This window comes from Collinsella sp. TF12-2AT (genome assembly GCF_003436735.1).
Taxonomy (GTDB): Bacteria; Actinomycetota; Coriobacteriia; order Coriobacteriales; family Coriobacteriaceae; genus Collinsella.
The window spans coordinates 7,056-31,747 of record NZ_QSQK01000007.1 but is presented as its reverse complement, the minus strand read 5'-3'; the positions used below and the strand labels follow the sequence as shown (position 1 = coordinate 31,747).

The following is a 24,692-nucleotide window of genomic DNA, read 5'->3' as shown; positions in this document are numbered from 1 at the left end:
GAGGTTAGAGCATAACATCGCCACGGCCCCACAGGAGCAAGGCACCAATTCAACATCGCCAGGGCGCGTAGCTACTTCTTCTTTTTGCTTGGCATCGAAACTTTGATGCCTTGGGCGGACTTGGTTACGCGGAAGCGCTTGGCGCCCGTGGGCTTCTTTTTCTTGGGCTGGGCCTGGGCCACGCCCTCGAGTGCGCGGGCCTCGGCCTCACGAACGGTGCGAGCTTCGCGGCGCTGCGCCATGTCGGCGGCGACGCGCTTGGCAAAACGCTCCGCCGTCGAACCCGTCGAGCTCACCTTGCCGCCACCGCGACCCAGGCGGACGCGAACACCGCGGCCAAAACCAGTTGCGGCATGACGACGACGCGGCTTGAGCGAATCCATCATCGTGGCGAGCTTAAAAAACACCGAGCAGGTAAAGACCACGATGACAGCCAAGATAACCATCTGGCCCATCGACAGGTTAGCAATAGACAGCAGCTCCGGGAATCCGATAACGCCCACCAAGATGCCAGCGACTACAAACACAAAGAGCACCACGCGCAAGGGCGTGAGAGGCTGCGAGATGCGCCAGATCAGGCTGACGCTCGCCGCGCACGACGTAAGCAGGCACATCGTAGACAGCGTGAGCTGGTTAAAGCCAAACACGCGCGCCACAAAGATATCGAGCGCCGCGGCCAAAATGACCGCAATCGACGCCGGCAGTGCCCGCTTGAGCACGTTCGTCAGGAACGACCCCTTCACGCGAGCATTGTTGGGCTCCAGGCCCAAGACAAAGCCCGGCGCGCCAATGCAGAAGAAGTTGATGAGCGTCATCTGAATCGGCTCGAAAGGGTACGGCGGCAGCGCGATGCACAGCGCCGCCAGGCCCATCGAGAACAGCGTCTTGGTCAAGAACAGCGAAGCCGAACGCTGCAGGTTGTTGATGGAGCGACGGCCCTCGGCCACCACGGCGGGCATCGAGGCAAAGTCGTTGTCGACAAGTACGATCTCGGCCACGTTACGCGCGGCATCGGAGCCGGCCGCCATGGCGACGGAGCAGTCGGCCTCCTTGAGCGCCAGCACGTCGTTGACGCCGTCGCCCGTCATGGCCACGGTGTGCTCGCGGCGCTTGAGTGCCTGCACGAGCTCGCGCTTCTGCTGCGGGGTCACACGACCAAAGACATGGTAGCGGTCCACTGCGGCATCGAGCTTGGCCAGCGTATCGAGCGTCGTGGCGTCCACATAAGCGTCCGCCCCCGGCACGCCCACCACGCGTGCGATCGACGACACCGTACGCGGGTCGTCGCCACTGATCACGTTGAGGGTCACGCCCTGCTCGTTAAAGTAGCCGATGGTCTCGGCCGCCGAGGTACGAATCTCGTCGCGGATGGTCACAAAGCCCACGGGCTCGGCCTCGCCCACCATATCGCCATCGGGCGTAAAGCCGTCCACGAGCGCCACCACGAGCACGCGGCAGGTATCGGCAAGCTCGGCGACACGGTTCTCGACCTGGGCAAACGCACGATCAGAGAGCACAAACTGCGCCGCACCCATCACATATGAGCCCTGTGCAAACGACGCGCCGCTCCACTTTTTGGAAGACGAGAACGGAATGACCGACAGCGGCTCGGACACCTCGACCGGACGGTCGGCGTAATAGTTGAGCAGCGCCTGACAGGTCTCGTTGGCATCGGCCGAGGTCGCACGTGCGACGTTAGCCAGCGCAAAATCGAGCACCGTGGTATCGACGGGAACGGCGGCGTCGCCCTCCCCCGCACCCATACCCTCGACCGGCAGCGGATAGGTACCCTCGACCTCCATGCGGCCCGACGTGATGGTGCCCGTCTTGTCCAGGCACAGCACGTCGACGCGCGCGAGCGTCTCAATGCAGTAGAGCTGCTGCGCGAGTACCTTGCGGCGGGCCAGGCGCACCGTGGCGATGGCGAGCACCGACGAGGTCAGCAGCACCAGGCCTTGCGGGATCATGCCCAGCAGGGCGCCCACCGTGGACAGCAGCGCCGACGAAGGCACATGACCAGCCAACAGCTCGGAGAAGCACCACGAAAGCGCGCTATTGCCTGGGGTTCCCGCGGCATCCCACAGCTCGCTCACGCTCGAGGCAAACAACGCCAAACCGAGCGGGATCATGATGATGCTCGCAAAGCGCACGATGGCGTTAAGCGCGTTCATGATCTCGGAATTGACCTTTTTGACGTACTTGGCCTCGTTATTAATTTTGGCCACGTAGTTGTCGGCGCCGACATGGATCACGCGGGCGCGCAGCAGACCCGAGTCGATAAAGCTGCCGCTCATGAGCTCGGAACCGGGCTGTTTCTTAATAAGATCGCTCTCGCCCGTCAGCAAGCTCTCGTTCACGAGCGCCTCGCCCGAAACCACCACGGCGTCAGCGGGGATCTGGTCGCCGCGCCCCAGGCGGATGATGTCGTCGAGCACGATCTGGTCCAGGTCGAGCTCCACCTCGGAGCCGTCGCGCACCGCGATGGCCTTCTTGGAGGTCAGCAGCGTGAGCTTATCGACCATCTTCTTGGAACGCATGGACTGAATGACGCCAATAGCGGTATTGAGGAACACCACGAACAGGAACGTCAGATTCTTAAACGAACCGGTCAAAATGACCAGGAACGCCAAGATCACGTTGATCAAATTGAACAGCGTGCAGAGGTTCTCGATGATGAGCTCTTTGACCGACTTGGTCTTGAGCTCCATGTTGCGGTTGATCTTACCGGCGGCGATGCGCTCCTCGACCTCGGCGGTCGAGAGTCCGCGCTCGATATCCGTTGCTGCCATACCACGTCCCATCACGTCGCGTCGGTATAAGAAAAACCGCCCGGACCATGCGAGGTTCGGACGGTCTCACGTTCGATGGTGCCCCATGTTGGATTCGAACCAACGGCCTTCTGCTCCGGAGGCAGACGCTCTAATCCCCTGAGCTAATAGGGCCAACGTTTGGCATTATACCCAAGTGCACCACGGGCTATCAAAATAAAAGAAAAAGCTTTGCAATTCCGAGGAAGACGCGGCGCAGAGGCTCACTTTAGAACGCAAAAGTGAAACAATTAGTATAAACTCACATGCACCATATATACACGGCTCGCGATGCGGGCCGTTTTTGCAAGGGTTATCCATCGATGTGAGAGGCACACCATGATTGCAATTTTAAAGCAGAGCGCCAGCGACGAGGCCGTCAGCCATATCGTCAGCTGGATTGAGAAAAAGGGCCTGAAGACCGACGTCTCGCGCGGCGAGAACGAGACGATCATCGGCCTGGTGGGCGATACGACCAAGATCGACCCGTTCCTGCTCGAGTCCATGGACGTCGTCGAGCGCGTGCAGCGCGTCTCCGAGCCGTTCAAGCGCGCCAATCGCAAGTTCCACCCCGAGGACTCCGTCATCGACTGCGGCCACGGCGTCAAGATCGGCGGCGATCAGTTCCAGGTCATCGCCGGCCCGTGCTCCGTCGAGGGCGAGAACCTCATCCGCATCGCCCGCCGCGTGAAGGCCGCCGGTGCCACGATGCTGCGCGGCGGTGCCTACAAGCCCCGCACTTCCCCGTACGCCTACCAGGGCATGGGCCCCGCCGGTCTGGACCTGCTGTGCGAGGCGTCTGCCGATCTCGACATGCCGATCGTCACCGAGATCATGGACCCGCGCGACGTGCAGGTCTTCCTGGACAAGAAGATCGACGTCATGCAGATCGGCGCCCGCAACGCCCAGAACTTCCCTCTGCTCAAAGAGGTCGGCAAGACCAAGACTCCGATCTTGCTTAAGCGCGGCATGTCCGGCACGATCGATGAGCTGCTCATGGCCGCCGAGTACATCATGAGCGAGGGCAACGACAACGTCATCCTGTGCGAGCGCGGCATCCGCACCTTCGAGACCCGCACCCGCAACACCTTCGACCTCAATGCCGTGCCGGTGCTGCACCACCTGTCGCACCTGCCCGTCGTCGCCGACCCCAGCCACGCCACCGGCTACACCCGCTACGTTGAGCCCATGGCGCTCGCCGCGACCGCCTGCGGTGCCAACGGCCTAGAGATCGAGGTCCACGACGAGCCCAGCCGCGCATGGTCCGACGGCGCTCAGGCCCTCACCCCCGATCAGTTCGACGACACCATGCGCCGCATCCGAGCCATTCGCGAGGTTGTCTGCCATGAGACCATGGAGTAGCCCATGGGTACAGTGAGAAACGCGCGCGTTAACCAGGGCGGCCCCAAGTGCGCCGGCATCGTCGGCCTGGGCCTCATCGGCGGCAGCTTTGCCCGCGGCTATGCGCAGGCGGGCGTCCGCGTGCTAGCCTGGGACCCCGATGACGATGTCATGACGGCCGCCAGCATGGGCACTGTCGCCGGAGAGCTTAACGACAAGACGCTCGGCGAATGCGACATCATCGTCCTTGCCTGCTATCCCGAGGCATGCATCGAGTGGCTCGAGGCGCACGCCCAGGCGCTCGCCGACGCCACCGACACCGAGGCCATCATGGGCCCCGTGGTGATCGACACGGTGGGCGTCAAGGGCATCGTGTGCGAGCGCGCCTTTGAGCTAGCCCGCGAGCACGGCTTTTACTTTGTGGGCGCGCACCCCATGGCGGGCACGCAGGACTCGGGCTATGCGCACTCCCGCGCCGACCTGTTCCAGGGCGCCCCGCTCGTGCTCGTACCGCCCGCGGTGGACGATGCGCTCAAACTGGAGCTTTTGGGCCAGGTGCGCGAGATGGTACGCCCCTTGGGCTTTGGCAAGTTCAGCGTGACCAGCGCCGCCGAGCACGACCGCGTCATCGCCTTTACGAGCCAGCTCGCGCACGTCGTCTCCAACGCCTATGTTAAGAGCCCGACCGCTCAGGTCCACCACGGCTTTTCGGCCGGCAGCTACCGCGATCTCACCCGCGTGGCGCACCTCAACCCGCAAATGTGGTCCGAGCTCATGATCGACGACGCCGACGCGCTCGCCTTCGAGATCGACCATCTGATCGAATCGCTTGGCGCCTACAGCCGTGCGCTCAAGGACCGCGACCAGCGCTATCTGGAGAATCTCCTTGCCAAGGGCGACCGCATTAAGCGCGCACTCGACGACGAGGCCTCCCACTAGACAACCCATCACGCCAGGTCGAAAGGACCGAAGCTTATGGCGATTACCATCGATATCGACACTGCACGCCCCTACCAGGTGCATGTTGGCACGTTTTTGCTGGAGCAGGCGGGACCGCTCGTGCGTGCCACTGCCGGCGGCACCAAGGCCGTCATCGTGACGGACACCAACGTGGGCCCGCTCTACCAGATGCCCGTTAAGCAGAGCCTGGAGGCGTCAGGCTACGAGGTGAGCATCTGCACCTTCGAGGCCGGCGAGGCCCATAAGCGCGCTGAGACCTACGTTGCCATTTTGGAGTTTGTGGCCGAGCACGAGCTTTCGCGCTCCGACGTGATCGTGGCACTCGGCGGCGGCGTCGTGGGCGACGTGGCGGGCTTTGTGGCCGCCACCTACATGCGCGGCTGCAAGTTTGTGCAGATCCCAACGAGCCTGCTCGCCATGGTGGATTCGTCGGTGGGAGGCAAGACGGCCATCGACCTGGCAGCCGGCAAGAACTTGGCCGGCGCCTTTTGGCAGCCGAGCGTGGTTATCGCCGACGTGGGGTGTCTGGCCACACTCACGCCCGAGCAGTTCGCCGACGGCTGCGGCGAGGTCGTCAAGCACGCCGTGATCGCCGACCCGGAGCTTTTCGCCGAGCTGGAGAAGACCCCGCTCACGCTGGAGCTGCTCAACCGCGATGTGGCCCGCGTAGCACTCATCATCGCCCGCAATATCGACATCAAGCGCGCCGTGGTCGTCGCCGACGAGCGCGAAACCAACCAGCGCAAGCTCCTCAACTTTGGACACAGCGCCGGACACGCCGTCGAGGCCTGCGAGCACTTTGAGCTGGGACACGGCAACTGCGTGTCGATCGGCATGGGCATCATCACGCGCGCCGCGGCCCTGCACGGCGTCTGCGATGCCGCACTGCCCGGTCGTATTGAGGAACTCTGCGCCCGTCATGGCCTCACGACCCGCTGTGACCTAGATGCCGATACCGTCTTTGCCGAGGCGCTCCACGACAAGAAGCGCGCGGGCGACACCATCGACCTGGTGATTCCGCACGGCATTGGCCGCTGCAGCATCGACCGCACACCGCTTTCCACTTTCCACGAACTCATTGCCGAGGGCCTCGGCCAGAAGGGAGACGCATCCGCATGCTAGCCCGCATCACCCCGTCCCCGCTCAAGGGCACCGTTCCCGCCATCGCGTCCAAGTCGATGGCGCATCGCCTGATCATCTGCGCTGCGCTTGCCAACGGCGAGACGCACGTCACCTGCAACACCACCTGCGCCGACATCGAGGCCACGGTGCGCTGCCTTACGGCACTGGGTGCTCGCATCGAGACCGTCGAGGACGGCTTCCAGGTCCACCCCACCATGAAGAGTGTTGAGTTTGGCCTGCTCAAGGCCCTTGCCGGCGGCACGCTTGACTGCGGTGAAAGCGGCTCCACGCTCCGCTTTATGCTGCCTGTCGCCTGCGCGCTGGGTGCAGAAGCAACTTTTGTGGGTCAGGGGCGCTTGGGCGCCCGCCCGCTCTCCCCGCTCTCGGACGAGATCATCGCCGCCGGCTGCGACCTACAGGGTCTGGGCGGTTTTCCGCTCAAGACGAGCGGCCGCATGCGCCCGGGCACCTTTGTGCTTCCGGGCAACGTGAGCTCGCAGTATATCTCCGGCCTTCTGCTGGCAGCCCCGCTGCTGGCCCAGCCCTCCTGCGTGCAGGTAACCGGCCTCATTGAGAGCCGTCCCTACATCAACCTGACGATCCAGGCCATGAAGGCCTTTGGCGTCGAGGTCAACGTCGAGCGTATTCCGGCCAAGGACGGCCAGCCCGAGGTCACGAACTTCCGCGTGAGCAGCGGCTCGTACCGCACGCCCGGCAGCGTAGCCGTCGAGGGCGACTGGTCCAACGCCGCCTTTTGGCTGTGCGCCGGTGCCATCGGCAACGACCCCATCACCGTCGAGGGCGTGTCGCTGAGCTCCGCACAGGGCGACCGTAACGTGCTTGCCGCGCTTTCGCGCTTTGGCGCCCGCATCGTGCGCTCCACCAACGCCGCCACCGTGCAGTCCGACAAGCTCGCCGGCTTTGAGATGAGTGCCCACGACATTCCGGACCTGGTGCCCGTCATCTCGGCCGTGGCCTCACTGGCACAGGGCCGCACCTTTATCCGCGATTGCGCCCGTCTGCGCATCAAGGAATCCGACCGCCTGGTCACCACCACCCGCGAGCTCACCGCGCTGGGCGCGCAGGTGCGCATTGCCGGCGATGACCTCATCATCAAGGGTGTCGATGCCTTCACCGGCGGCGAGGTCGATTCGCACAACGACCACCGCATCGCCATGATGGCCGCTATCGCCGCGAGCCGCGCCGCCGGCGAGGTCGTGATCCACGGCGCCGAGGCCGTCAACAAGTCCTATCCCGATTTCTTCGACCACTACCGCCTGCTGGGCGGCAAGGTCACACTCGAGGAGGAATAGCATGTCCTCGACCTTTGGCAACGTCTTGCACGTAAGCATCTTCGGCCAGTCGCACTCCCCCGCCATCGGCTGCTCGCTCGATGGCGTCCCCGCCGGCATCGCCGTTGACCAAGAAGCGCTGCAGGCCTTTTTGAACCGTCGCGCCCCCGGTCGCGACGAGACCGCGACCAAACGCCGCGAGGCCGACGCCGCCCACATCATCGCCGGTGTGGTCGATGGACATACCACGGGAGCACCCATCGCCGCGATTATCGAGAACACCAACACGCGCTCAAAGGACTATTCCGAGCTGCGCCGCAAGCCCCGCCCCGGACACGCGGATTTTCCGGCGCGCGTGAAGTATCACAACATGCACGATGTCGCTGGTGGCGGGCATTTCTCCGGCCGCCTGACGGCACCCCTGTGTATCGCCGGCGGCATTGCGCTGCAGGCACTCGAGGCCCGCGGCATTAACGTGATGGCGCATGTGGCGCAGATCGGCGGCATCTCCGACCTGCCGATGGACGATATGGTCTATCGCGAGGCCGACCGCAAGGCGATCCTGACGAACGATCTTCCTTGCATTGACGCCGCCGCAGCCGGCCGCATGCGCGAGGAAATCCTAGCCGCGCGCGACGAACTCGACAGCATCGGCGGCATCGTGGAGTGCGGCATTTACGGGCTTCCCGCGGGCATCGGCGACCCCATGTTCGACGGCATCGAGAACCGCATCGCGCAGATCGCGTTTGGCATTCCCGCCGTAAAGGGCGTGGAGTTTGGCATGGGCTTTGCCGTGGCCGCCATGCGCGGCAGCGAGAACAATGATCCGTATCGCATCGATGCCGAGACCGGCGAGATCGAGGTCGAGTCCAACAACGCCGGCGGCATCCTGGGCGGTATTTCGACCGGCGCGCCCGTCATGTGGCGCATGGCCGTAAAGCCGACGCCCTCCATTGGTCGTGAGCAGCAGACGGTGGACATGGACGCTATGGAAAATGCCGAGCTCTCGGTCCACGGCCGCCACGATCCCTGCATCGTCCCCCGAGCCGTCCCCGTAGCCGAAGCAGCCGCCGCCCTCGCGATTTGGGACGCTCTCCTCGAGGACGCAGACCAGCTCTAAAAATCTCCGGGGGCCAACTCCGGCCCCCACGCCCACCCAGTGATTTTTCTGGGACGGGGATTAAAAAATCATTGTGTACCTAATGATTTTTTAATCCCCGTCCCAGAAAAATCACCGACTCGTGAAAGGGGTCTCCATGGACCTTGCCGATATTCGTCAGGCCATCGATGGCATCGACGCCACGCTCCTCAACAGCTTTGTCGAGCGCATGGACATTGCCACCGAGGTCGCCAAGTCAAAAATCGAGATGGGCAAAGCTGTCTTCGACCCCGCCCGCGAGCGCTCCAAGCTCAACAACCTTGCCGGCCGCGCACCCGAGCGCTACGAGGCGCAGACCATCACGCTGTTCCGCCTCCTCATGAGCATGAGCAAGGCCGAGCAGCAGCGCTATATCAACGAACTCAAGGGCATCACGGTCTCGCAAAGGGCAAACGCCACGGCCGAAGCCTTCGACACGCCCTTCCCCCAGACTGCCAGCGTCGCCTGCCAGGGCGTAGAGGGCGCCTACAGTCAGATCGCCGCATGCAAGCTCTTCGACGTGCCCGATATCGCCTTCTTCGAGACCTTCGAAGGTGTCATGCGCGCCGTGCGCGACGGATTCTGCGAGTTTGGCGTACTGCCCATCGAAAACTCCACCGCGGGCTCGGTCAACGCGGTCTACGACCTGCTCGCGCAGTTCGACTTCCACATTGTGCGCTCGCTGCGCCTCAAGATCGACCACAACCTGCTCGTCAAGCCCGGCACCAAGCTGCAGGATGTTCGCGAGGTCTATAGCCACGGTCAGGCCATCGCGCAATGTGCCGGCTTTATCGAGGCGCACGGCCTGCACGCCACCAAGTATCTCAACACGGCCATGTCGGCCGAGATGGTCGCCAACTCCGAGCGCACCGACGTCGCCGCCATCGCCTCGTGCAGTTGCGCGGCGCTCTACGGTCTGGAGGTGTTGGAGTCCAACATTCAGGACTCGGACAACAACTACACGCGCTTTGTCGTCGTCAGCCGCGAGCCGCGCGTCTACCCCGGCGCCAACCGCACCTCGCTCCTGATCACCACGGCCAACGAGCCGGGCGCGCTCTATCGCGTGCTCGAGCGCTTCTATGCGCTCAACATCAACCTTATCAAGCTCGAGAGCCGCCCCATCCCCGGGCGCGACTTTGAGTTTATGTTCTACTTCGATCTGGACTGCCCCTTTGGCAGCAAGGCCCTCGACGACCTGCTCGACTCGATTGATGACGTGTGCGAGAGCTTCACCTACTTTGGCAGCTACACGGAGGTGCTCTAGATGACCGACGTCGCCACAACCCGCCCCTACGGCGTGCTGGGCCGCGTGCTGGGCCACAGCTACACCCCGACCATCTACAAGGAGCTCGCGGGGCTTGAGTACGTGCGTTTTGAGCGCGAGCCCGAGGATCTTGAGGCCTTTATGACCGGCGATGAATGGGAGGGCACCAACGTGACCATTCCCTACAAGCGCGCCGTCATGGACTACCTGGACGAGCTGAGCCCGCTCGCCGAACGCATGGGCAACGTCAACACGATCACACGCCTGGCTGACGGCCGTCTGAGCGGCGACAACACCGACTACTTCGGTTTCCAGTGCCTGGTCGAGGAGCTGGGTGTGGAGATTGCCGGCAAGAAGGTCCTCGTGCTCGGAGCCACCGGAGGCGCCGGCACCACGGCAAGTATGGTGCTGGGCGACCTGGGCGCGATCGTGGTGCCCGTGGGACGCGCGAGCGAGGTCAACTACGACAACATTGCACAGCAGTCCGACGCCGCGTTGCTCGTCAACTGCACGCCTGCCGGTATGTTCCCTCACTGCCCCGACGCGCCTTGCACGCTCGAGGGCCTCGACGCGCTCGAGGGCGTCATCGACATTGTCTACAACCCCGCCCGCACGGGGCTCATGCTCGAGGCCGAGCGTCGTGGCATCCCCTGCATCGGCGGCCTGCTCATGCTTGTGGCCCAGGCGGCGCAAGCCGTCGAGCGCTATACCGGCCAGGCCACCGGCCGCGAGCGCATCCTGGACGTGACGGAGCGCCTGTCTCACCGCGAGCAGAACATCGCCCTGATCGGCATGCCGGGCTCGGGCAAAACCCGCGTGGGTGAGCAGATCGCCCTGCTCACCGGCCGCGAGCACATCGACCTGGACCGCGCCCTCGAGGAGCGTCTGGGCATGCCTTGCGCCGACTTTATCGTCGAGCGCGGCGAGCCAGCCTTCCGCGAGCAGGAGACGGCGGCCCTGGCCGACATCTCCAAGCGCAGCGGCTTGGTGCTTTCCACCGGCGGCGGCGCCGTCACGCGCGACGAGAACTACCCGCTGCTGCACCAGAACAGTCAGATTGTGATGCTCAACCGCAAGCTCGATGAGCTCGCCCACAAGGGCCGCCCTATCACCGCCCGCGACGGTATCGACAAGCTGGCCGAGCAGCGCATGCCGCGTTACCGCGCCTGGGCCGACTACATCATCGACTCGCGCGACTGCGCAGCCAACACCGCCCGAGCCCTCCTCGACACCCTCTAAAACCTACCAAAAAGGGACAGGTTTATTTTGGCAGGTTTTATCTGAGCAAACGTCGAAGACAGCAAGCCCCGCCACCAACCAGACCACAAAGGAAGCAACCATGAAAGCTCTCGTCATCAACGGACCCAACCTCAACATGCTCGGCATTCGCGAGCCGGGCATCTACGGCAACGACAACTACGACCGCTTGATCCAGATCTGCAAGGAGGCCGGCGCCGCACAGGGCTTCGACGAGACCGAGGTCTTCCAGTCCAACCACGAGGGCAGCATCGTCGACAAGATCCAGGAGGCATACGGCAAGGTCGACGGCATCGTCATCAACCCGGCGGCTTACACGCACACGAGCGTGGCGATCCTGGACGCCCTCAAGGCCGTCGCCATCCCCGCCGTCGAGGTCCACATCAGTGCCATCGAGACGCGCGAGGACTTCCGCCAAGTGAGCTACGCCCGCCTAGCGTGCTTTGCCACCATCACCGGCGAGGGCCTGCAGGGCTACGCCCATGCGTTGGAGCTGCTGAAAGAGCGTCTCGAAAAGTAGCTTCGCGAGCAAATCCATCAACGCCGATTCGCACGCTAATATAGCCAGTGCCGCCAGCAGCAACCTCGCTACTGGCGGCACTTTATTACTAGCATATAATCGTTGCAGTCACACAACGTCTGGAGACGCGCATGTTAAGCATCCATCTGGGGGATTACCCCGGTTCTATCTACGATACCGAAACCTATTTTAGGAACTCATACTTGGACTCATGGTTCGAAGATCCTATGGCCGCACAGATTATTAAAAGCGTGGACGGATCAGAGCTCATCGGCCCCCACAACATCGTAAGCAAGCAGCTGGGCTCAATCACCCCACTCGAACTGTCCGGCGGCGTCAAGACGCTGCTGTTAGTACGCAATCTCCCAAATATGGTGTTCAACGCATCTACCTGCGGAGACAACTGTGCCCGCTGGCTACTCAAGATCGGCAAAGAGCAGGATGTGCTGGTGACCCTTTACCACATCATGAAGTTCCCCTGGAAGAATTTTGAAATCCGCATTGAAAACGATAACCGCATCGTCAGAAACATGCAGGAGTTTGTTGGCGCCACGAATGACTTTTTGGATGTTGATGAGTAATGAAGGGAACGCATACCGTTGTCGTAGAGCGTGCAAAGGTCAAATACACACTCACCTTTAAACGCAACATTTCCTTCATTCGCGGCAACAGCGGCACGGGCAAAACGACGCTTATCTCGATGATTCGCGACTACAACGACCGAGGACCGGAAAGCGGCGTTACACTCAGCTGCGACGTGCCCTGCGAAACGCTTTCCGGCAGACGTTGGAAGCGCGAGCTTTCGATTATCGAGGACTCAATAATCTTTTTAGATGAGGGCAACGAATTTATCTACTCAAAAGACTTCGCAAAAGCCGTTAACGGGTCGTCCAACTATTTTGTTCTGATATCTCGTCGAGACGCCAGCGAGCTCCCCTACAGTGTCGACGAAATCCTAAAGCTGGTAAACACCACGAGTAAAACAATCAATGGTCGAAAGAGCGATAAACGCTTCTACTCGGTAACAAAACCGATATACAGCCACACAGCAAACATGCTTTACCAGGACCTAAATGTTGGATTCGAGGCACCCGACGCCGTAGTTGTTGAGGATAGCAAATCTGGCTATCAATTCTACGACGCTCTTTGCAACCGACTCGGGATCCCCTGCTATACCGCCACCGGCGTTGCGAATCTAAAACGTACGATTCACGAATGTCCCGAGCAAAACATCCTTGCTATTGGAGACGGAGCAGCATTTGGTCCCTACATCGAAAAGGTGCTCGGACAGCGCGTTTACAAGAACGTACGCTTGTTCCTCCCCGAATCATTCGAGTGGACACTCCTGCAATCTGGCCTCATTCCCAGTAACGATATCTTAAAAATCCTCGAGGATCCCTCAAGCTATATCGAAAGCCGCGACTACCTGAGCTGGGAGCGGTTCTTCACCGACGTATTGATCAAGTACTCGGCAGACACTCGCTACGTCTACAGAAAGGCACGGCTCAACGAGCAGTACCTAAAGCCGCAGGCGATGGATGCAGTTGCAAGCGTCTTGCCCGAGTGTCTGAAGGCATAATGGCAGTGGGGAGGACCAACTTGGTCCTCCCCACTTTTAATTACGCCTTCCTGATCACGTATGCCAGGCCGATATCGCAGGCGCAACGCACGATTGATGCAAAGAGCCACGATGTTGGCAGCGTCATAAGCAGCGGCATCGTCTGCCAAGGAATAAACCAATCGACCGCGTGGATTGCAAAGATGGCAAGACTGGCCTGTCCGCAGAACACGAGGGCTTGTTCAAAGGGCCCCAAAACCGGCACGTCTTTCAACTTCTCCAACGCCATCGAAACCCAACAGACGCAGTAGCTACCCGCAACAGCGGCAACTGTCGCAACCACAAACCCATCCACGCGGCGGCTCGAAAGCTCAAGCCCACTCAGCGCGGCAAGGACCAGCCAAGCGACACCGGCTCCAATAAACAGCAGGGGCTTGCTCACGCTCGGCTCCAGCCCCTTTTGGCGCGCCGTATAGCCAACCCACATCAGCAGCAAGATATAGCAGCTCAGATCCATATCGAGCGGCAGGTAAACACCCATTAATCGAGACACGCTCAATCCGCAAAAGGCAATCGCGGCACAGACAACGCCCTGCCAAACAACCCCGATCCCGCGGCGATCAAACAGCCGCACGAGCGCATTAAACAACAGGCGCGACGTAAACAGCGCCGCCAAAAACCATGCCATGCCAACGGCGGCAACGCCAAGCCGAGGCACATCAACGCCTGAGGCAAACACAAGCGTCTTAAGCCCCGCAACCAGCGTACCGCTCGTCAAAGAAACACCGCTCATCAAGAACGTCGGCACCTGCCACGCCAGTGCAAGAACCACATACGGCACCAGCAGGCGCGACACCGAACCACTCAGCAGCTCGCGCCACGGCTTCGGCCTAAACGTATACCCGGCAAGAATAAAGAACACCGGCATGTGAAACGAGAAGATCGCGTGCCGCAAGGGAGAAGGATTTGGGACGGTGTGCCCCACAATGACCAGAATCATTGCAATCCCCTTTGCAATATCTATCCAGTCGAGCCTTTTACTTCCCATGGCGAACCCTTCAAAACCGCAGCACGCAAGATGAAAAAAGCCCAGACCACCAAGCGGTCCGGGCTTAATAAATGATGGTGCTCCATGGCGGATTCGAACCGTCGACCTTGGGATTAGAAGTCCCCTGCTCTATCCAACTGAGCTAATGGAGCAAATAACCGCACGCCCAAGCAAGCGCAAACCTGTCAGGCGCAAGTAATTATAACCTAGTTGAACTGCTCGCGGTACGCCTTGCAGACCTCATCGACCGGGCCGTCCATGCGAAGGTCACCCTTCTCAATCCAAACGGCACGCTGGCAGATGCGTTCAACCTGCTCCATGGAGTGCGAAACGAACAGAACCGTCACGTCGCCGCTCTGGATAAAGTGCTGGATGCGGGCCTCGCACTTCTGCTGGAAGAACACATCACCGACGGACAGCGTCTCGTCAACGATCAGAATATCGGGCTCGGTAATCGTCGCGATTGCAAAGGCAATACGCGCAACCATGCCCGAGGAGAAGTTCTTAAGCGGCATGTCGACAAAGTTCTGAAGCTCAGCGAACTCGATAATGCCGTCAAAGTTGGCGTCGATGAACTCCTTGGTATAGCCGAGCAGGGCGCCGTTCAGATAGATGTTCTCGCGGGCGGTCAGCTCGGGGTCAAAGCCGGCACCAAGCTCAATCAGCGGCGCGATGTTACCGTGCACCTTAACGCTGCCCTCGCTAGGCTCAAGCACGCCAGCGATAATCTTGAGCATCGTAGACTTACCGGAACCATTGGTGCCAACCAGACCCACGACCTCGCCGCGATGAATATCGAACGAGATGTGCTTAAGCGCCCTAAACTCCTCAAAGAACAGTTCGTGCTTGGCAAGCTTGATGAAGTACTCCTTGAGGTTGGTCAGCGACTCGGACGCCATGTTAAAGATCATGGTGACGTCGTCGACCTCGACAGCCAGAGGCTGCTCGCTGTAATCAACAACAGATTCAGTCATCACAGCACTCCTTAGATGTAGAGGATAAATTTGCGCTCGGACTTATGGAACACGGTGTAGCCAATAATAAGCGCAAGAACCGCCCAGGCAACGCACATACCAAACGTCATGAGCGAGGGCGTAGTCTGAAACAGAAAGATATCGCGCATAAACTGCAGGTAGTTGAACATGGGGTTCGCATACATCAAGATACGCACGAGATGCGGCATTTGCGCAATATAGTCAGTCGTCCAGAAGATGGGCGTAATGTAAGTCCACGCCGTAATGACGACGCTCCATAGATGCATAACGTCGCGGAAAAAGACCGTAAGAGCAGAGAGCATCATGCCCAGGCCCATGCAGAAGCACATAAGCAGCAGCAGGCAAACCGGCAGCAGAATGAGGTGCCAAGAAGGCATAACGCGGAACCACAGCATGACGATGGCGACGGCGACCAGCGAGAAGGCAAAGTTGACCAGCGAGAAGAGCACCTTTTGCACCGGGAAGACCCAGCGGTGCACCTTAACCTTCTTGAGCAGAGGGGCAGCGCCCACGATAGACGTCAGGGCCTGGTTCGTAGACTCGGACATGACGGCAAAGGTAATGTTACCCACGATCAAGTACAGCGGGTACATCTCGGGCGTCATTGAGCCATTGCGGCCTTGGCCAAAAATCGTCGAGAACACGATGGCCATGACGATCATCATCAGCAACGGATTGAGCACCGACCATGCGACACCCAGAACGCTACGGCGATACTTGATCTTAAAATCCTTGGTAACCAGCTGACGAAGGATAAACGCATCCTTCTCAAATTCGTTCTTAGCAAACGTCGCAGGCAGACTGCGAGTTTCTTGTTGCTTTGTCTGATCCGACACGGATGCAACTCCTTTACTCGTAATCGTTGACAAGCGAACAGTATAAACCCGCCCTCAACGCCATAAGGCGGCGTTGCGAAACTGGAAAACTATCCCACAACATCATTTTCGGAACGTCTTTCACCAGACAGCATGCCGCGAGCGACAACCACAAGCACGGCAGGAAGACCAAATTGAGCAGCCACGATATAACGAGGCCAATACCAAATAGGACTCGCAATAAAGAGCGTTCCGTACAACAGCAAAAAAGGCAAAAGCGGCAATGCGAAACGCGAACGCCCACGCGATACCAAAAGAACTGCCGAAAACATAAGCAACCAAAAGACAACGGAGCCAGAAATAGACCAAGCGCTCAGTCCAATCGCCACATCGACACCATCGCCGAGGGGTGCAAGCAAGTTGCGAAATGTAACTCCCGTAGAAGCCTTTGCGTCGGCCACAAGGTTATACGGAACGCCCATGAGAAAGTTTTCAGGCAGACCGTCAGCGCCCTTTACATTTGGGGCCCAAAAACCAAACGTCTGCAGTTCCCACGCCTCAAAGTATATCGAAGGGTTACGCGAAAGCATCGAGGCCCAATGGGTCCAAAATTCATCCTTTAAACGCTCCGCATTAAAGTCTTCATTCCATTTAAGCGGATCGATACAGCTGGGAAGATACACCTCTTTGTAACGATCAAGCGGAAGCAGCTCGTTCATATAAGAACGGTCGGACTCGGACATATCGCCATCGAGCGCGGCAACGCGAGCCATCTGAGCAAGCGGAATACCCACTGACTCAACATCCTCCGATGGAACAACGCCCATAGCCGAGTACACGGGCCCCGTAATAACCAAGCATGTGACAAGCGCAAATCCAAGAGATACGGCCAAACGAGAGGCAGACTTCATCGGGGCAACGCAGCCGAGCCGGTCCAAAGCAACAACTATCGCAAGTACCACGAATAGCGCGACGCAAATATACAAACCGTTATTCCGTAGAAGCATAACGCCCAACGCCAGGGCACCAAAAACGAGCAAACGCAACGCGCTCGACCGGGAATCCTTTCCCGTGACGGCATCGGCAAGCATGGTCACCATCAAGACAAGACAGCAGGAAAACAACGGGTCTTTCCAAAGCGCCACAGAATATAGAGCGCAATACCGTGACAAGCCAAAATAGACTACGAGCAGCCAAGACCAGCGAGAGGAGACCCCCAAACGAGAAGTCACCCAAATTGAAAGATAGCCAAACGTGCTGGCAACACAGGCCATCTGAAGCACCGTTAGCAAGGCAACGCCCACCGAAGGGCTCATCCCCATGAGGCCTGCAATTTTGATACAAGCAGCCATCATCATGGTGAATGCAACCGGATGATGGTTGCTCAAAGGGTTCCACCCCATAATCTGAGCAAACGACGAGAAGGTATCCCCAAAAAACAGGCCTGGAAAATACCTCAGGAAGAACGGCAGATATAAAAGAAATATCACTAGAGCACGGACCGCAACAGATAGGAATCGAATGGACGAGTCACCATCATTCGCCCGTGGCGAGTCTTCGCAGAAAACACAGCAGCGGCAACTACAAGACAGCTGAACAAGCACCGACAAGACCCAAAAGACCAGCGCCGACATCACCCAAAAAGCAACAAAATCAATCGCGGAATACGGCTCAATATAGTTCTCGTAAATCCCGCCGGCAATCACCGGTTCTGTCACGCGAATATGCGCTCCCAGCACAAGAACAAACGAAAATACAAGGGAAATCACTAAGCAGCAAGCTCTACCAACAACAGACGGAAATGCAAAATCCCTGCACGCAAACTTATTGAAATTAACCAATGATGCGATTATCGCAACACATGCCAAGACAGATGGAAACAGGTCGAAGGAACCACTACAATACGTCACCGTAGTGATGCTTGCTGCAAACAGCAAAACAGCACGTGTCACATCTAATAACCTGAACTCTCGAATCAATGCGCCCATCCTAACCACGAAACAAACGATTCGATTGTACGCGACCAAAGGAACCTTCATGGCCGAGCAAACGATTGCCGTTATTATCCCCTGTTACAACGAGGCAGTCACCATCGGAAAAGTCATCGACGACTTTCACCGCGAGCTTCCGCAAGCGACGGTCTATGTCTATGACAACAACTCGTCGGACGATACCTCACGCATCGCTACCGAGCACGGCGCCACGGTCCGCTTTGAGCCCCGCCAGGGAAAGGGCAACGTGTGCCGCCAGATGTTTCGCGACATCGACGCCGATTGCTACCTGATGGTCGACGGCGACGACACCTATCCCGCCGAGGCGGCCAAAGCCCTCTGCGAGCCCATCCTTAACGGCGCGGCCGACATGACCGTAGGCGACCGACTTTCCAACGGCACCTACGCCGAGGAAAACAAGCGTGCTTTCCACGGCTTTGGCAACAACCTAGTTCGCGCCATGATCAAGTGGATCTATAGCTACAGCTTCGATGACGTCATGACCGGCTACCGCGCCATGAGCCGCCCGTTCGTTAAAACCTTCCCTGTGCTTTCCGAGGGTTTCCAGATTGAAACCGAGCTCTCGATCCACGCCGTCGACCACCGCTGGCGCATCAAAGATGTGCCCATCGAGTACCGCGACCGTCCGGAAGGCTCCGAGTCCAAGCTCAATACCGTGAGCGACGGCATTAAAGTCGTTGCGATGATCGGCGCGCTGTTCAAGGACTACCGTCCGCTCAAATTCTTCAGCCTGGTCGCGCTTCTGTTTGCGATTATCGGCCTCGCCCTGGGCATCCCCATCGTCGTCGAATATTTCCAGACCGGTCTCGTCCCCCGCTTCCCCACCGCAATGCTCGCCGCATCTTTCATGTTCCTTTGTGGCCTGAGTCTCGCGACGGGGCTTATCCTTGATTCCGTTGCAAAGGTTGAGCGTAAACAGTGGGAGGTCAACGTGTATAACACATATGGCTGCAGCATTCCCTCCAGCGCAAATAAAAACGAGAGGTAAGTCACATGCCGCTCATCTCCATCGTCGTGCCGTGTTACAACGAGCAGGAATCACTTCCGATCTTTCTCAAAGAGCTCGATGGCGTCGTTCGCATCATGACCCGGCAAGACCCCGGCATCTCCCTTGAAGCCGTCCTCATCGACGATGGCTCGGCAGACAAAACGCTCGCCGTCATGAAGGCAGAAGCTGCGGCGGCGCATCCATACGCCATCCGCTGGCACTCTTTCTCGCGCAACTTTGGCAAGGAGGCGGCACTACTCGCCGGACTCCAGCACGCAAAGGGCGACTATGTCGCCACCATGGATGCCGACATGCAGGACCCGCCCTCGCTCCTGCCGCAGATGTACGAGATCTTGCAAACCGAAGACTACGATAACGTCGCCACACGCAGGACCACCCGCGAAGGCGAGCCTCCCATCAGGTCGTTCTGCGCCCGTATGTTCTACAAGATCATCAACCGCATTTCCAAGGCCGACATCGTCGACGGAGCACGCGATTTTAGGCTCATGAAGCGACCTATGGTCAACGCCATCATCTCCATGGGCGAATACAATCGATTCTCCAAGGGCATCTACGGCTGGGTCGGCTTCAAGACCAAATGGCTCCCCTACGTAAACGTCAACCGCGTGGCCGGTGAGACCAAATGGAGCTTTTGGTCGCTGCTCCTCTATTCCATCGACGGCATCGTCGCGTTTTCCACGGCGCCACTCTCCCTCGCCGCCCTCACGGGTATCGTCTTCTGCCTCATCGCCATCATGGGATTTATCGTCATCCTGGTCAAAACGCTTGTTTGGGGCGATCCCGTAGGCGGATGGCCCTCCCTTGCCTGCCTCATTACGCTGTTTGGCGGCATGCAGCTCCTGTGCCTGGGAATCATTGGCGAGTACCTAGCAAAAGCCTACTTGGAGGCCAAGCACCGCCCCATCTATATCATTCGAGAATCCAACGAGGAATCTGATGACACGGCCCAATAACAGCACGCTCAAGAATGTGGCGTTCTACGCCGCCTGCTTCACGTTTTCCATCGCATTTTTTGTCGCACTTGCAGAGGCGGGGCATGTCTACCCCTTTGGCGACAACTCGTTTCTCACCAACGATCTCAAATACCAATACATCGACTTCTTTGCTTGGTTCCGGCGCGTCCTTTTAGGCGAGGCAAGCCTTCGCTATTCCTTCTCGCAAGGACTCGGCATGAACACATGGGGGCTCTATAGCTACTACCTCGCCAGCCCCTTCAACCTGCTCTGCGCGCTGTTTCCCGCAGACAAGCTAACGCTCTTCGTGTTTGTTATCTCCGCGCTCAAACTGGGCTGCATCCACATCAGCAGCGCTTGGTATGTGCAAAAGCGCTTTGACCTACCCAAGCCCGCAGCATTCCTGCTTTCCCTCTCGTTCACGTTTTGCAGCTGGACCATCAGCAACCTACGCAACCCGCTCTGGATCGATTGCCTCATCCTGCTGCCCATCTGCGCCTACGGATGCTACGAGCTCATCCGCAAGCAGCGCATGATCCGCCTCGTCATCGCAACGGCGCTCAATGTCATGTTCTGCTGGTATACGGCCTACATCAGCATCCTGTTCCTCTGCATCTTCGTATTGGTCGAATTTGTCGATTATGTTGCAGAAGAAGGTTTTAGCTGGAAGCTCATGCTCGATCGGGCCCTGCGATTCGCCGGGGCTATCGCGCTCGGACTGCTTCTGTCCGCCTGGACCTTTTTGCCGACCATCCTTGCCATGTCCAAGGGCGGTCCCGTTCTAGCACTCGGCCCCCTACTTAAAACCAGCCTCAAGTCGCTCATCAGGGGCTTTCTTCCCTGCATGTGGGTAAGCAACGAAAGCACACCGCAGTTCTATTGCGGCATCGTCATGATGCTGCTTGCGGTGAGCCTGCTGGTTAACCGCACGGTTTCGATCAAGACGCGCATCGCAACACTCGTCGTCACGATAATCCTGGTCGCAAGCTCCGTTTTGAGCCCGCTCGAGTACATCTGGTGCGGCATGCGCGTTCCCAACGGCTTCTACTCGCGCACGGCTTTTTTGCTGAGCTTCTTTGCGCTGTGGGCCGCAGGACACGCGCTGCATGCGCTCAAAAACCAGCCTAAATTGCGTCAAGCCTATCGCCCCGTCGTCATCATGCCCCTCCTGGCACTAACCGCCATTGAGTTGTTTGCCAACGCCCATGTTATGTGGAACCAGCTGTACACAGGCTATTCCGAAAAAGCCAACAGCGCCTATGTCGCCACCGCAACCGACACTATCACGACCATTCAAGACCAGACTTCGGCGTCGTTCTATCGCATTGACCGCACAAGCACACGCGTCGACAGCGCCGCCCTCAACGAAGGCTTGGCGCTTGGGTACAACCAGTTGTCTTCGTATTCGTCTGCCAACAATCCGCAGGCCATCGCACTGCTCAACTCCCTTGGATACAGCAGCGTCGGCGAATTCTCGACCCGTTATGCCGAGCCCATTCTTGCCGTTGATGCCCTGTTGGGAGTCAAGTACGCCATCGCCGAGCACGCGCCTTCGGGATACGCGGCAATGACTGAAATAGCCGATACAGCAAGTGCGGTGTACGAGAACCCCTATGCGCTCAGCGTTGGTGTCATGACATCCAATGACATTCAAAACTGCACGTTGAAGGGCGAGAACCCCTTCGAAAAGCAAAACGACCTCTACAGCAAAATCCTGGGCCGCGAGGTAATGCTCTATACCAAAATCGAGGCCACGAGCACGGAGAATAGCGATAGCTTAAAGCAATGGAGCGTTACTCTTCCGGCAAGCTCCATCGGGTATCTCTACATCAACAAAGATACGACTGCCGGCAGTTATTGGCCCGTCACCCTTACCATCGACCAGCGAACGATCGAAAACGAGGCCTGGAGATTCGACAATAATATCCGCCAGATTGCGGATGCATCGGACGCCCCGAGCCAGCATACGGTGTCAATCGAAGTCGCGGAGGGCTATACAGACATGCCCCAAGACAACGAGCCGGTCTTTTACGCCCTCAATCTGGACGTTTTCGAGCAGATTATTAGCGAGCTTAAGACGAGCGAGTTTATTCCGACGGTTTTTAAGGACGGAAGGATCGAAGGCGAGTATACCGCCAAGGATGATGGCAACCTGCTGCTGAGCGTTCCGTACGATGAGGGCTGGAACGTAACGGTAAACGGAACCGCCGCAGAACTAACGCCCGCCGCCGATAAGGGCTTGTCATCCCTGAACATGCAAAGAGGCGCGAATAGGATCGTGATGACCTACAAGACTCCGGGCGCCCTTGCGGGGCTTGCAGTGAGTCTGGCGACCGCCGCCGCCCTTGTTGCAGCGGGGTTATTCACCAGGCAAAAGAAAAGCCGCCGTTAAAGAACGGCGGCTTTTACTCTCGAAAAGTTAATAGCGGCTAGAGCGTCTTGAGGTACTCCCCCAGCTCTTCTTCCCAGTCGGGCATGTGGAAGCCGGCGGCCTCAAGCTTGGACAGGTCGAGCGCGGAGTGGACCGGGCGCGGGGCGACGGGGCCTTCGGCGCCGGTGTAGTAGTCGGCGGTCGATACCGGCACGACCTTCTCCCCGTTGCCGTTGGCGGCCTCGAAGACGGCGCGGGCGATATCGGCCCAGCTCTTCACGGCACCGGAGCCGGTGCAGTCGTAGGTGCCGTAGGGGGCCTTGTTCCCCAGCACGTGGAAGATGGCCCCGGCCATGTCGCGGGTGAAGGTCAGGCGGCCCAGCTGGTCTTCCACGACCGTGACCTGCGTGAGCTTGTCGTCCGGGTCGGCGACGCGGTCGGAGAGGCCCCTCATGGTCTTGACGAAGTTGTGGCCCTCGCCGATGACCCAGCTGGAGCGCATGATGTAGTGGCGCGGGCAGCCGGCCACGGCGATGTCGCCGGCGGCCTTCGTCTGGCCGTAGACGGACAGCGGGCTGAGGGGCTCGTCCTCGTCGTGCACCTCGGCGGTGCCGTCGAAGACGTAGTCGGAGGACACGTGGACCAGGGTGATGCCGTGCTCGGCGCAGGTTCGTGCGAGCAGGGCGGGGCCGGTCGCGTTGGCCTTCCAGGCGGCCGCGCGGCCCTCGGGGGTCTCCGCTTTATCCACGGCCGTGTAGGCGCCGCAGTTGATCACGGTGCCGTAGAGCGACCAGTCGTATTTGGAATAGGCCTCCGGGTCGGACATGTCGAAGGTGTCGATGTCGCAGAAGTCGAAGTCCTTGGCGACGCCGCGCTCCTCGGCGAGCGCGCGCACCGCATGCCCCAGCTGGCCGTTGCAGCCGGTGACGAGCGTCCTCTTGGGCGCCATGGGGACGACGTCCTTGAGCATCGGGTGGTTGAGGTCGGCCTCGGAGACGGTGGCCTGGTCCAGCGGGATGGGCCACTCGATGGCGAGCTCCGGGTCGGCGAGGTTCACGAAGGTGTAGGTCTTCTTGAGCTCCAGCGACCAGTGGGCGTCCACCAGGTAGGTGTAGGCGGTGCCGTCCTCCAGGGCCTGGAAGGAGTTGCCCACGCCGCGCGGGACGTAGATGGCCTTGGAGGGGTCCAGCACGGTCGTGTAGACCTTCCCGTAGGTGGCGCTGCCCTCGCGAAGGTCCACCCAGGCGCCGAAGACCGAGCCGCGGGCCACGGAGATGAACTTGTCCCAGGGCTCGGCGTGGATGCCGCGGGTGACGCCGCGGCTGTCGTTGTAGGAGATGTTGTTCTGGACGACGCGGAGGTCGGGGATCCCGAGCGCGCACATCTTGGCGCGCTGCCAGTTCTCCTTGAACCAGCCGCGCGAGTCGCCGTGGACGGCCAGGTCGACGACCTTGAGGCCCTCGATGCCGGTCTCGGCGACGGAGAGGTCCTTCTCGAATACGATGTCTGCCATGTGGGAAAAGCTCCTATCGAAGAGGTTGTATAACCGGGGGCGCCCGCGCGGGAACGCAGGATCATCCCCATGCCCTGCGGCCCCGCGCGGGCGCCCCGCAAGGGCACTCGGGCGGCCTACTGCCCCTGGGCGCGGTAGCGCGCCTCGGTGGCCTCCTTGGCCGGGCGCCACCAGGACTCGTTGGCCACGTACCAGTCGATCGTCTGCTTGAGCCCCTCGGCGAAGTCGGTGTGCGCCGGCCTCCAGCCCAGCTCGCGCTGGAGCTTCGTGCTGTCGATGGCGTAGCGGCGGTCGTGGCCGGGGCGGTCGGCGACCCAGTCGAAGTCCTCGGGGTCGCACCCCATCGCCTCGAGGATCATGCGCAGCACGGTGATGTTGTTCTTCTCCCCATTGGCGCCGATGAGGTAGGTCTCACCCATCCGGCCCTTGGTGAGGATGTCCCAGACGGCGCTGGAGTGGTCCTCGGTGTGGATCCAGTCGCGGACGTTCTCGCCCTTCCCGTAGAGCTTGGGGCGCACGCCGTCGACGATGTTCGTGATCTGCCTGGGGATGAACTTCTCCACGTGCTGGTAGGGGCCGTAGTTGTTGGAGCAGTTGGAGATGGTCGTGCGCAGGCCGTAGGTGCGGGTCCATGCGCGCACGAGCATGTCGGAGCTCGCCTTGGTCGAGCTGTACGGCGAGGAGGGCTTATACGGCGTCTCCTCGGTGAACTTCGCC

20 protein-coding genes and 2 tRNA genes are annotated in these 24,692 nt (G+C 59.8%); 13 read left to right on the top strand and 9 right to left on the bottom strand.

Annotated elements, in window-relative coordinates:
* Positions 1-71: 71 nt before the first annotated feature.
* Both DXD24_RS05920 and DXD24_RS05915 read right to left on the bottom strand, forming a co-directional pair.
* On the bottom strand, positions 72-2,789 hold the full coding sequence (locus tag DXD24_RS05920; RefSeq protein WP_117646377.1) for an HAD-IC family P-type ATPase: 2,718 nt from the start codon (positions 2,787-2,789) through the stop codon (positions 72-74).
* A 76-nt stretch (positions 2,790-2,865) separates the two neighbouring features.
* Positions 2,866-2,942: transfer RNA gene (locus DXD24_RS05915), tRNA-Arg, on the bottom strand.
* 204 nt (positions 2,943-3,146) lie between these two features.
* Between DXD24_RS05915 and aroF the strand changes: the two genes are divergently transcribed.
* The 10 genes from aroF (at position 3,147) to DXD24_RS05865 (ending at position 13,280) form a co-directional block, all read left to right on the top strand.
* Positions 3,147-4,169 carry a 3-deoxy-7-phosphoheptulonate synthase gene (gene aroF / locus DXD24_RS05910; RefSeq protein WP_117564238.1) on the top strand — a complete coding sequence of 341 codons (1,023 nt, stop codon included), beginning with the start codon at positions 3,147-3,149 and terminating at the stop codon, positions 4,167-4,169.
* 3 nt (positions 4,170-4,172) lie between these two features.
* A complete protein-coding gene (locus DXD24_RS05905) occupies positions 4,173-5,087 on the top strand; it encodes a prephenate dehydrogenase/arogenate dehydrogenase family protein (protein WP_117646376.1) in 915 nt (304 codons plus the stop codon).
* 36 nt (positions 5,088-5,123) lie between these two features.
* Complete coding sequence (gene aroB, locus DXD24_RS05900; RefSeq protein ID WP_117564236.1) at positions 5,124-6,230, top strand: 3-dehydroquinate synthase; 1,107 nt, start codon at positions 5,124-5,126, stop codon at positions 6,228-6,230.
* Positions 6,224-7,543 (top strand): 3-phosphoshikimate 1-carboxyvinyltransferase, encoded by a 1,320-nt coding sequence (gene aroA, locus DXD24_RS05895; RefSeq protein WP_089573431.1) that lies wholly within the window; start codon positions 6,224-6,226, stop codon positions 7,541-7,543. Before aroB ends, aroA begins: the two co-directional genes overlap by 7 nt.
* Before the next feature lies 1 nt (position 7,544).
* Positions 7,545-8,642 (top strand): chorismate synthase, encoded by a 1,098-nt coding sequence (gene aroC, locus DXD24_RS05890; protein ID WP_117564235.1) that lies wholly within the window; start codon positions 7,545-7,547, stop codon positions 8,640-8,642.
* Positions 8,643-8,778: 136 nt separating this feature from the next.
* Positions 8,779-9,924, top strand: coding sequence for a prephenate dehydratase (pheA, locus tag DXD24_RS05885; RefSeq protein WP_117646375.1), 1,146 nt, complete (start codon positions 8,779-8,781; stop codon positions 9,922-9,924).
* Positions 9,925-11,163, top strand: a complete 1,239-nt coding sequence (locus tag DXD24_RS05880; protein WP_117646374.1) for a shikimate kinase — start codon at positions 9,925-9,927, stop codon at positions 11,161-11,163.
* A 100-nt stretch (positions 11,164-11,263) separates the two neighbouring features.
* Positions 11,264-11,701, top strand: coding sequence for a type II 3-dehydroquinate dehydratase (gene aroQ / locus DXD24_RS05875; RefSeq protein WP_117646373.1), 438 nt, complete (start codon positions 11,264-11,266; stop codon positions 11,699-11,701).
* 131 nt (positions 11,702-11,832) lie between these two features.
* Complete coding sequence (locus DXD24_RS05870) at positions 11,833-12,282, top strand: DUF4869 domain-containing protein (protein WP_117646372.1); 450 nt, start codon at positions 11,833-11,835, stop codon at positions 12,280-12,282.
* Positions 12,282-13,280, top strand: a complete 999-nt coding sequence (locus DXD24_RS05865; RefSeq protein WP_117646371.1) for a translation initiation factor 2 — start codon at positions 12,282-12,284, stop codon at positions 13,278-13,280. The genes DXD24_RS05870 and DXD24_RS05865 overlap by 1 nt, the downstream gene beginning before the upstream one ends.
* A gap of 40 nt (positions 13,281-13,320) precedes the next feature.
* On the opposite strand, the gene DXD24_RS05860 is transcribed toward DXD24_RS05865, so the two are convergent.
* The 5 genes from DXD24_RS05860 to DXD24_RS05840 form a co-directional block, all read right to left on the bottom strand.
* Positions 13,321-14,307, bottom strand: a complete 987-nt coding sequence (locus DXD24_RS05860) for an acyltransferase family protein (protein WP_117646370.1) — start codon at positions 14,305-14,307, stop codon at positions 13,321-13,323.
* Between the two features lie 75 nt (positions 14,308-14,382).
* Positions 14,383-14,459 (bottom strand) — tRNA-Arg (locus DXD24_RS05855).
* Positions 14,460-14,513: 54 nt separating this feature from the next.
* Positions 14,514-15,281 carry an ABC transporter ATP-binding protein gene (locus DXD24_RS05850; RefSeq protein WP_006236046.1) on the bottom strand — a complete coding sequence of 256 codons (768 nt, stop codon included), beginning with the start codon at positions 15,279-15,281 and terminating at the stop codon, positions 14,514-14,516.
* An 11-nt stretch (positions 15,282-15,292) separates the two neighbouring features.
* Positions 15,293-16,138, bottom strand: a complete 846-nt coding sequence (locus tag DXD24_RS05845) for an ABC transporter permease (RefSeq protein WP_022094778.1) — start codon at positions 16,136-16,138, stop codon at positions 15,293-15,295.
* An 89-nt stretch (positions 16,139-16,227) separates the two neighbouring features.
* A complete protein-coding gene (locus tag DXD24_RS05840; protein ID WP_158550161.1) occupies positions 16,228-18,096 on the bottom strand; it encodes a DUF6020 family protein in 1,869 nt (622 codons plus the stop codon).
* Between the two features lie 58 nt (positions 18,097-18,154).
* On the opposite strand from DXD24_RS05840, the gene DXD24_RS05835 reads away from it, so the two are divergent.
* From DXD24_RS05835 to DXD24_RS05825, 3 genes are read left to right on the top strand one after another with little or no spacing between them, the layout of a single operon-like run.
* Positions 18,155-19,117: a glycosyltransferase family 2 protein gene (locus DXD24_RS05835; RefSeq protein WP_117646368.1), complete on the top strand. Its 963-nt coding sequence runs from the start codon at positions 18,155-18,157 to the stop codon at positions 19,115-19,117.
* A gap of 5 nt (positions 19,118-19,122) precedes the next feature.
* On the top strand, positions 19,123-20,091 hold the full coding sequence (locus tag DXD24_RS05830; protein WP_117646367.1) for a glycosyltransferase family 2 protein: 969 nt from the start codon (positions 19,123-19,125) through the stop codon (positions 20,089-20,091).
* Positions 20,075-22,483, top strand: coding sequence for a YfhO family protein (locus DXD24_RS05825; RefSeq protein WP_117646366.1), 2,409 nt, complete (start codon positions 20,075-20,077; stop codon positions 22,481-22,483). The genes DXD24_RS05830 and DXD24_RS05825 overlap by 17 nt, the downstream gene beginning before the upstream one ends.
* Positions 22,484-22,520: 37 nt before the next feature.
* On the opposite strand, the gene DXD24_RS05820 is transcribed toward DXD24_RS05825, so the two are convergent.
* Together DXD24_RS05820 and DXD24_RS05815 are read right to left on the bottom strand one after the other, a co-directional pair.
* On the bottom strand, positions 22,521-23,975 hold the full coding sequence (locus DXD24_RS05820) for a sugar nucleotide-binding protein (RefSeq protein WP_117646365.1): 1,455 nt from the start codon (positions 23,973-23,975) through the stop codon (positions 22,521-22,523).
* Positions 23,976-24,091: 116 nt separating this feature from the next.
* Positions 24,092-24,692, bottom strand: a 601-nt coding sequence (locus DXD24_RS05815; RefSeq protein ID WP_117646392.1) for a dTDP-glucose 4,6-dehydratase, incomplete at its 5' end; no start/stop codon positions are given.

What these genes read in the sequence shown, in the direction of transcription:
- DXD24_RS05865 (WP_117646371.1), top strand. Translation starts at nt 12,282, where the DNA reads ATGAAGGGAACGCATACCGTTGTCGTAGAGCGTGCAAAGGTCAAATAC.
- DXD24_RS05825 (WP_117646366.1), top strand. Translation starts at nt 20,075, where the DNA reads ATGACACGGCCCAATAACAGCACGCTCAAGAATGTGGCGTTCTACGCC.
- aroQ (WP_117646373.1), top strand. Translation starts at nt 11,264, where the DNA reads ATGAAAGCTCTCGTCATCAACGGACCCAACCTCAACATGCTCGGCATT.
- DXD24_RS05880 (WP_117646374.1), top strand. Translation starts at nt 9,925, where the DNA reads ATGACCGACGTCGCCACAACCCGCCCCTACGGCGTGCTGGGCCGCGTG.
- aroF (WP_117564238.1), top strand. Translation starts at nt 3,147, where the DNA reads ATGATTGCAATTTTAAAGCAGAGCGCCAGCGACGAGGCCGTCAGCCAT.
- DXD24_RS05835 (WP_117646368.1), top strand. Translation starts at nt 18,155, where the DNA reads ATGGCCGAGCAAACGATTGCCGTTATTATCCCCTGTTACAACGAGGCA.
- DXD24_RS05905 (WP_117646376.1), top strand. Translation starts at nt 4,173, where the DNA reads ATGGGTACAGTGAGAAACGCGCGCGTTAACCAGGGCGGCCCCAAGTGC.
- aroA (WP_089573431.1), top strand. Translation starts at nt 6,224, where the DNA reads ATGCTAGCCCGCATCACCCCGTCCCCGCTCAAGGGCACCGTTCCCGCC.
- DXD24_RS05860 (WP_117646370.1), bottom strand. Translation starts at nt 14,307, where the DNA reads ATGGGAAGTAAAAGGCTCGACTGGATAGATATTGCAAAGGGGATTGCA.
- DXD24_RS05820 (WP_117646365.1), bottom strand. Translation starts at nt 23,975, where the DNA reads ATGGCAGACATCGTATTCGAGAAGGACCTCTCCGTCGCCGAGACCGGC.
- aroB (WP_117564236.1), top strand. Translation starts at nt 5,124, where the DNA reads ATGGCGATTACCATCGATATCGACACTGCACGCCCCTACCAGGTGCAT.
- DXD24_RS05870 (WP_117646372.1), top strand. Translation starts at nt 11,833, where the DNA reads ATGTTAAGCATCCATCTGGGGGATTACCCCGGTTCTATCTACGATACC.
- aroC (WP_117564235.1), top strand. Translation starts at nt 7,545, where the DNA reads ATGTCCTCGACCTTTGGCAACGTCTTGCACGTAAGCATCTTCGGCCAG.
- pheA (WP_117646375.1), top strand. Translation starts at nt 8,779, where the DNA reads ATGGACCTTGCCGATATTCGTCAGGCCATCGATGGCATCGACGCCACG.
- DXD24_RS05830 (WP_117646367.1), top strand. Translation starts at nt 19,123, where the DNA reads ATGCCGCTCATCTCCATCGTCGTGCCGTGTTACAACGAGCAGGAATCA.
- DXD24_RS05920 (WP_117646377.1), bottom strand. Translation starts at nt 2,789, where the DNA reads ATGGCAGCAACGGATATCGAGCGCGGACTCTCGACCGCCGAGGTCGAG.
- DXD24_RS05850 (WP_006236046.1), bottom strand. Translation starts at nt 15,281, where the DNA reads ATGACTGAATCTGTTGTTGATTACAGCGAGCAGCCTCTGGCTGTCGAG.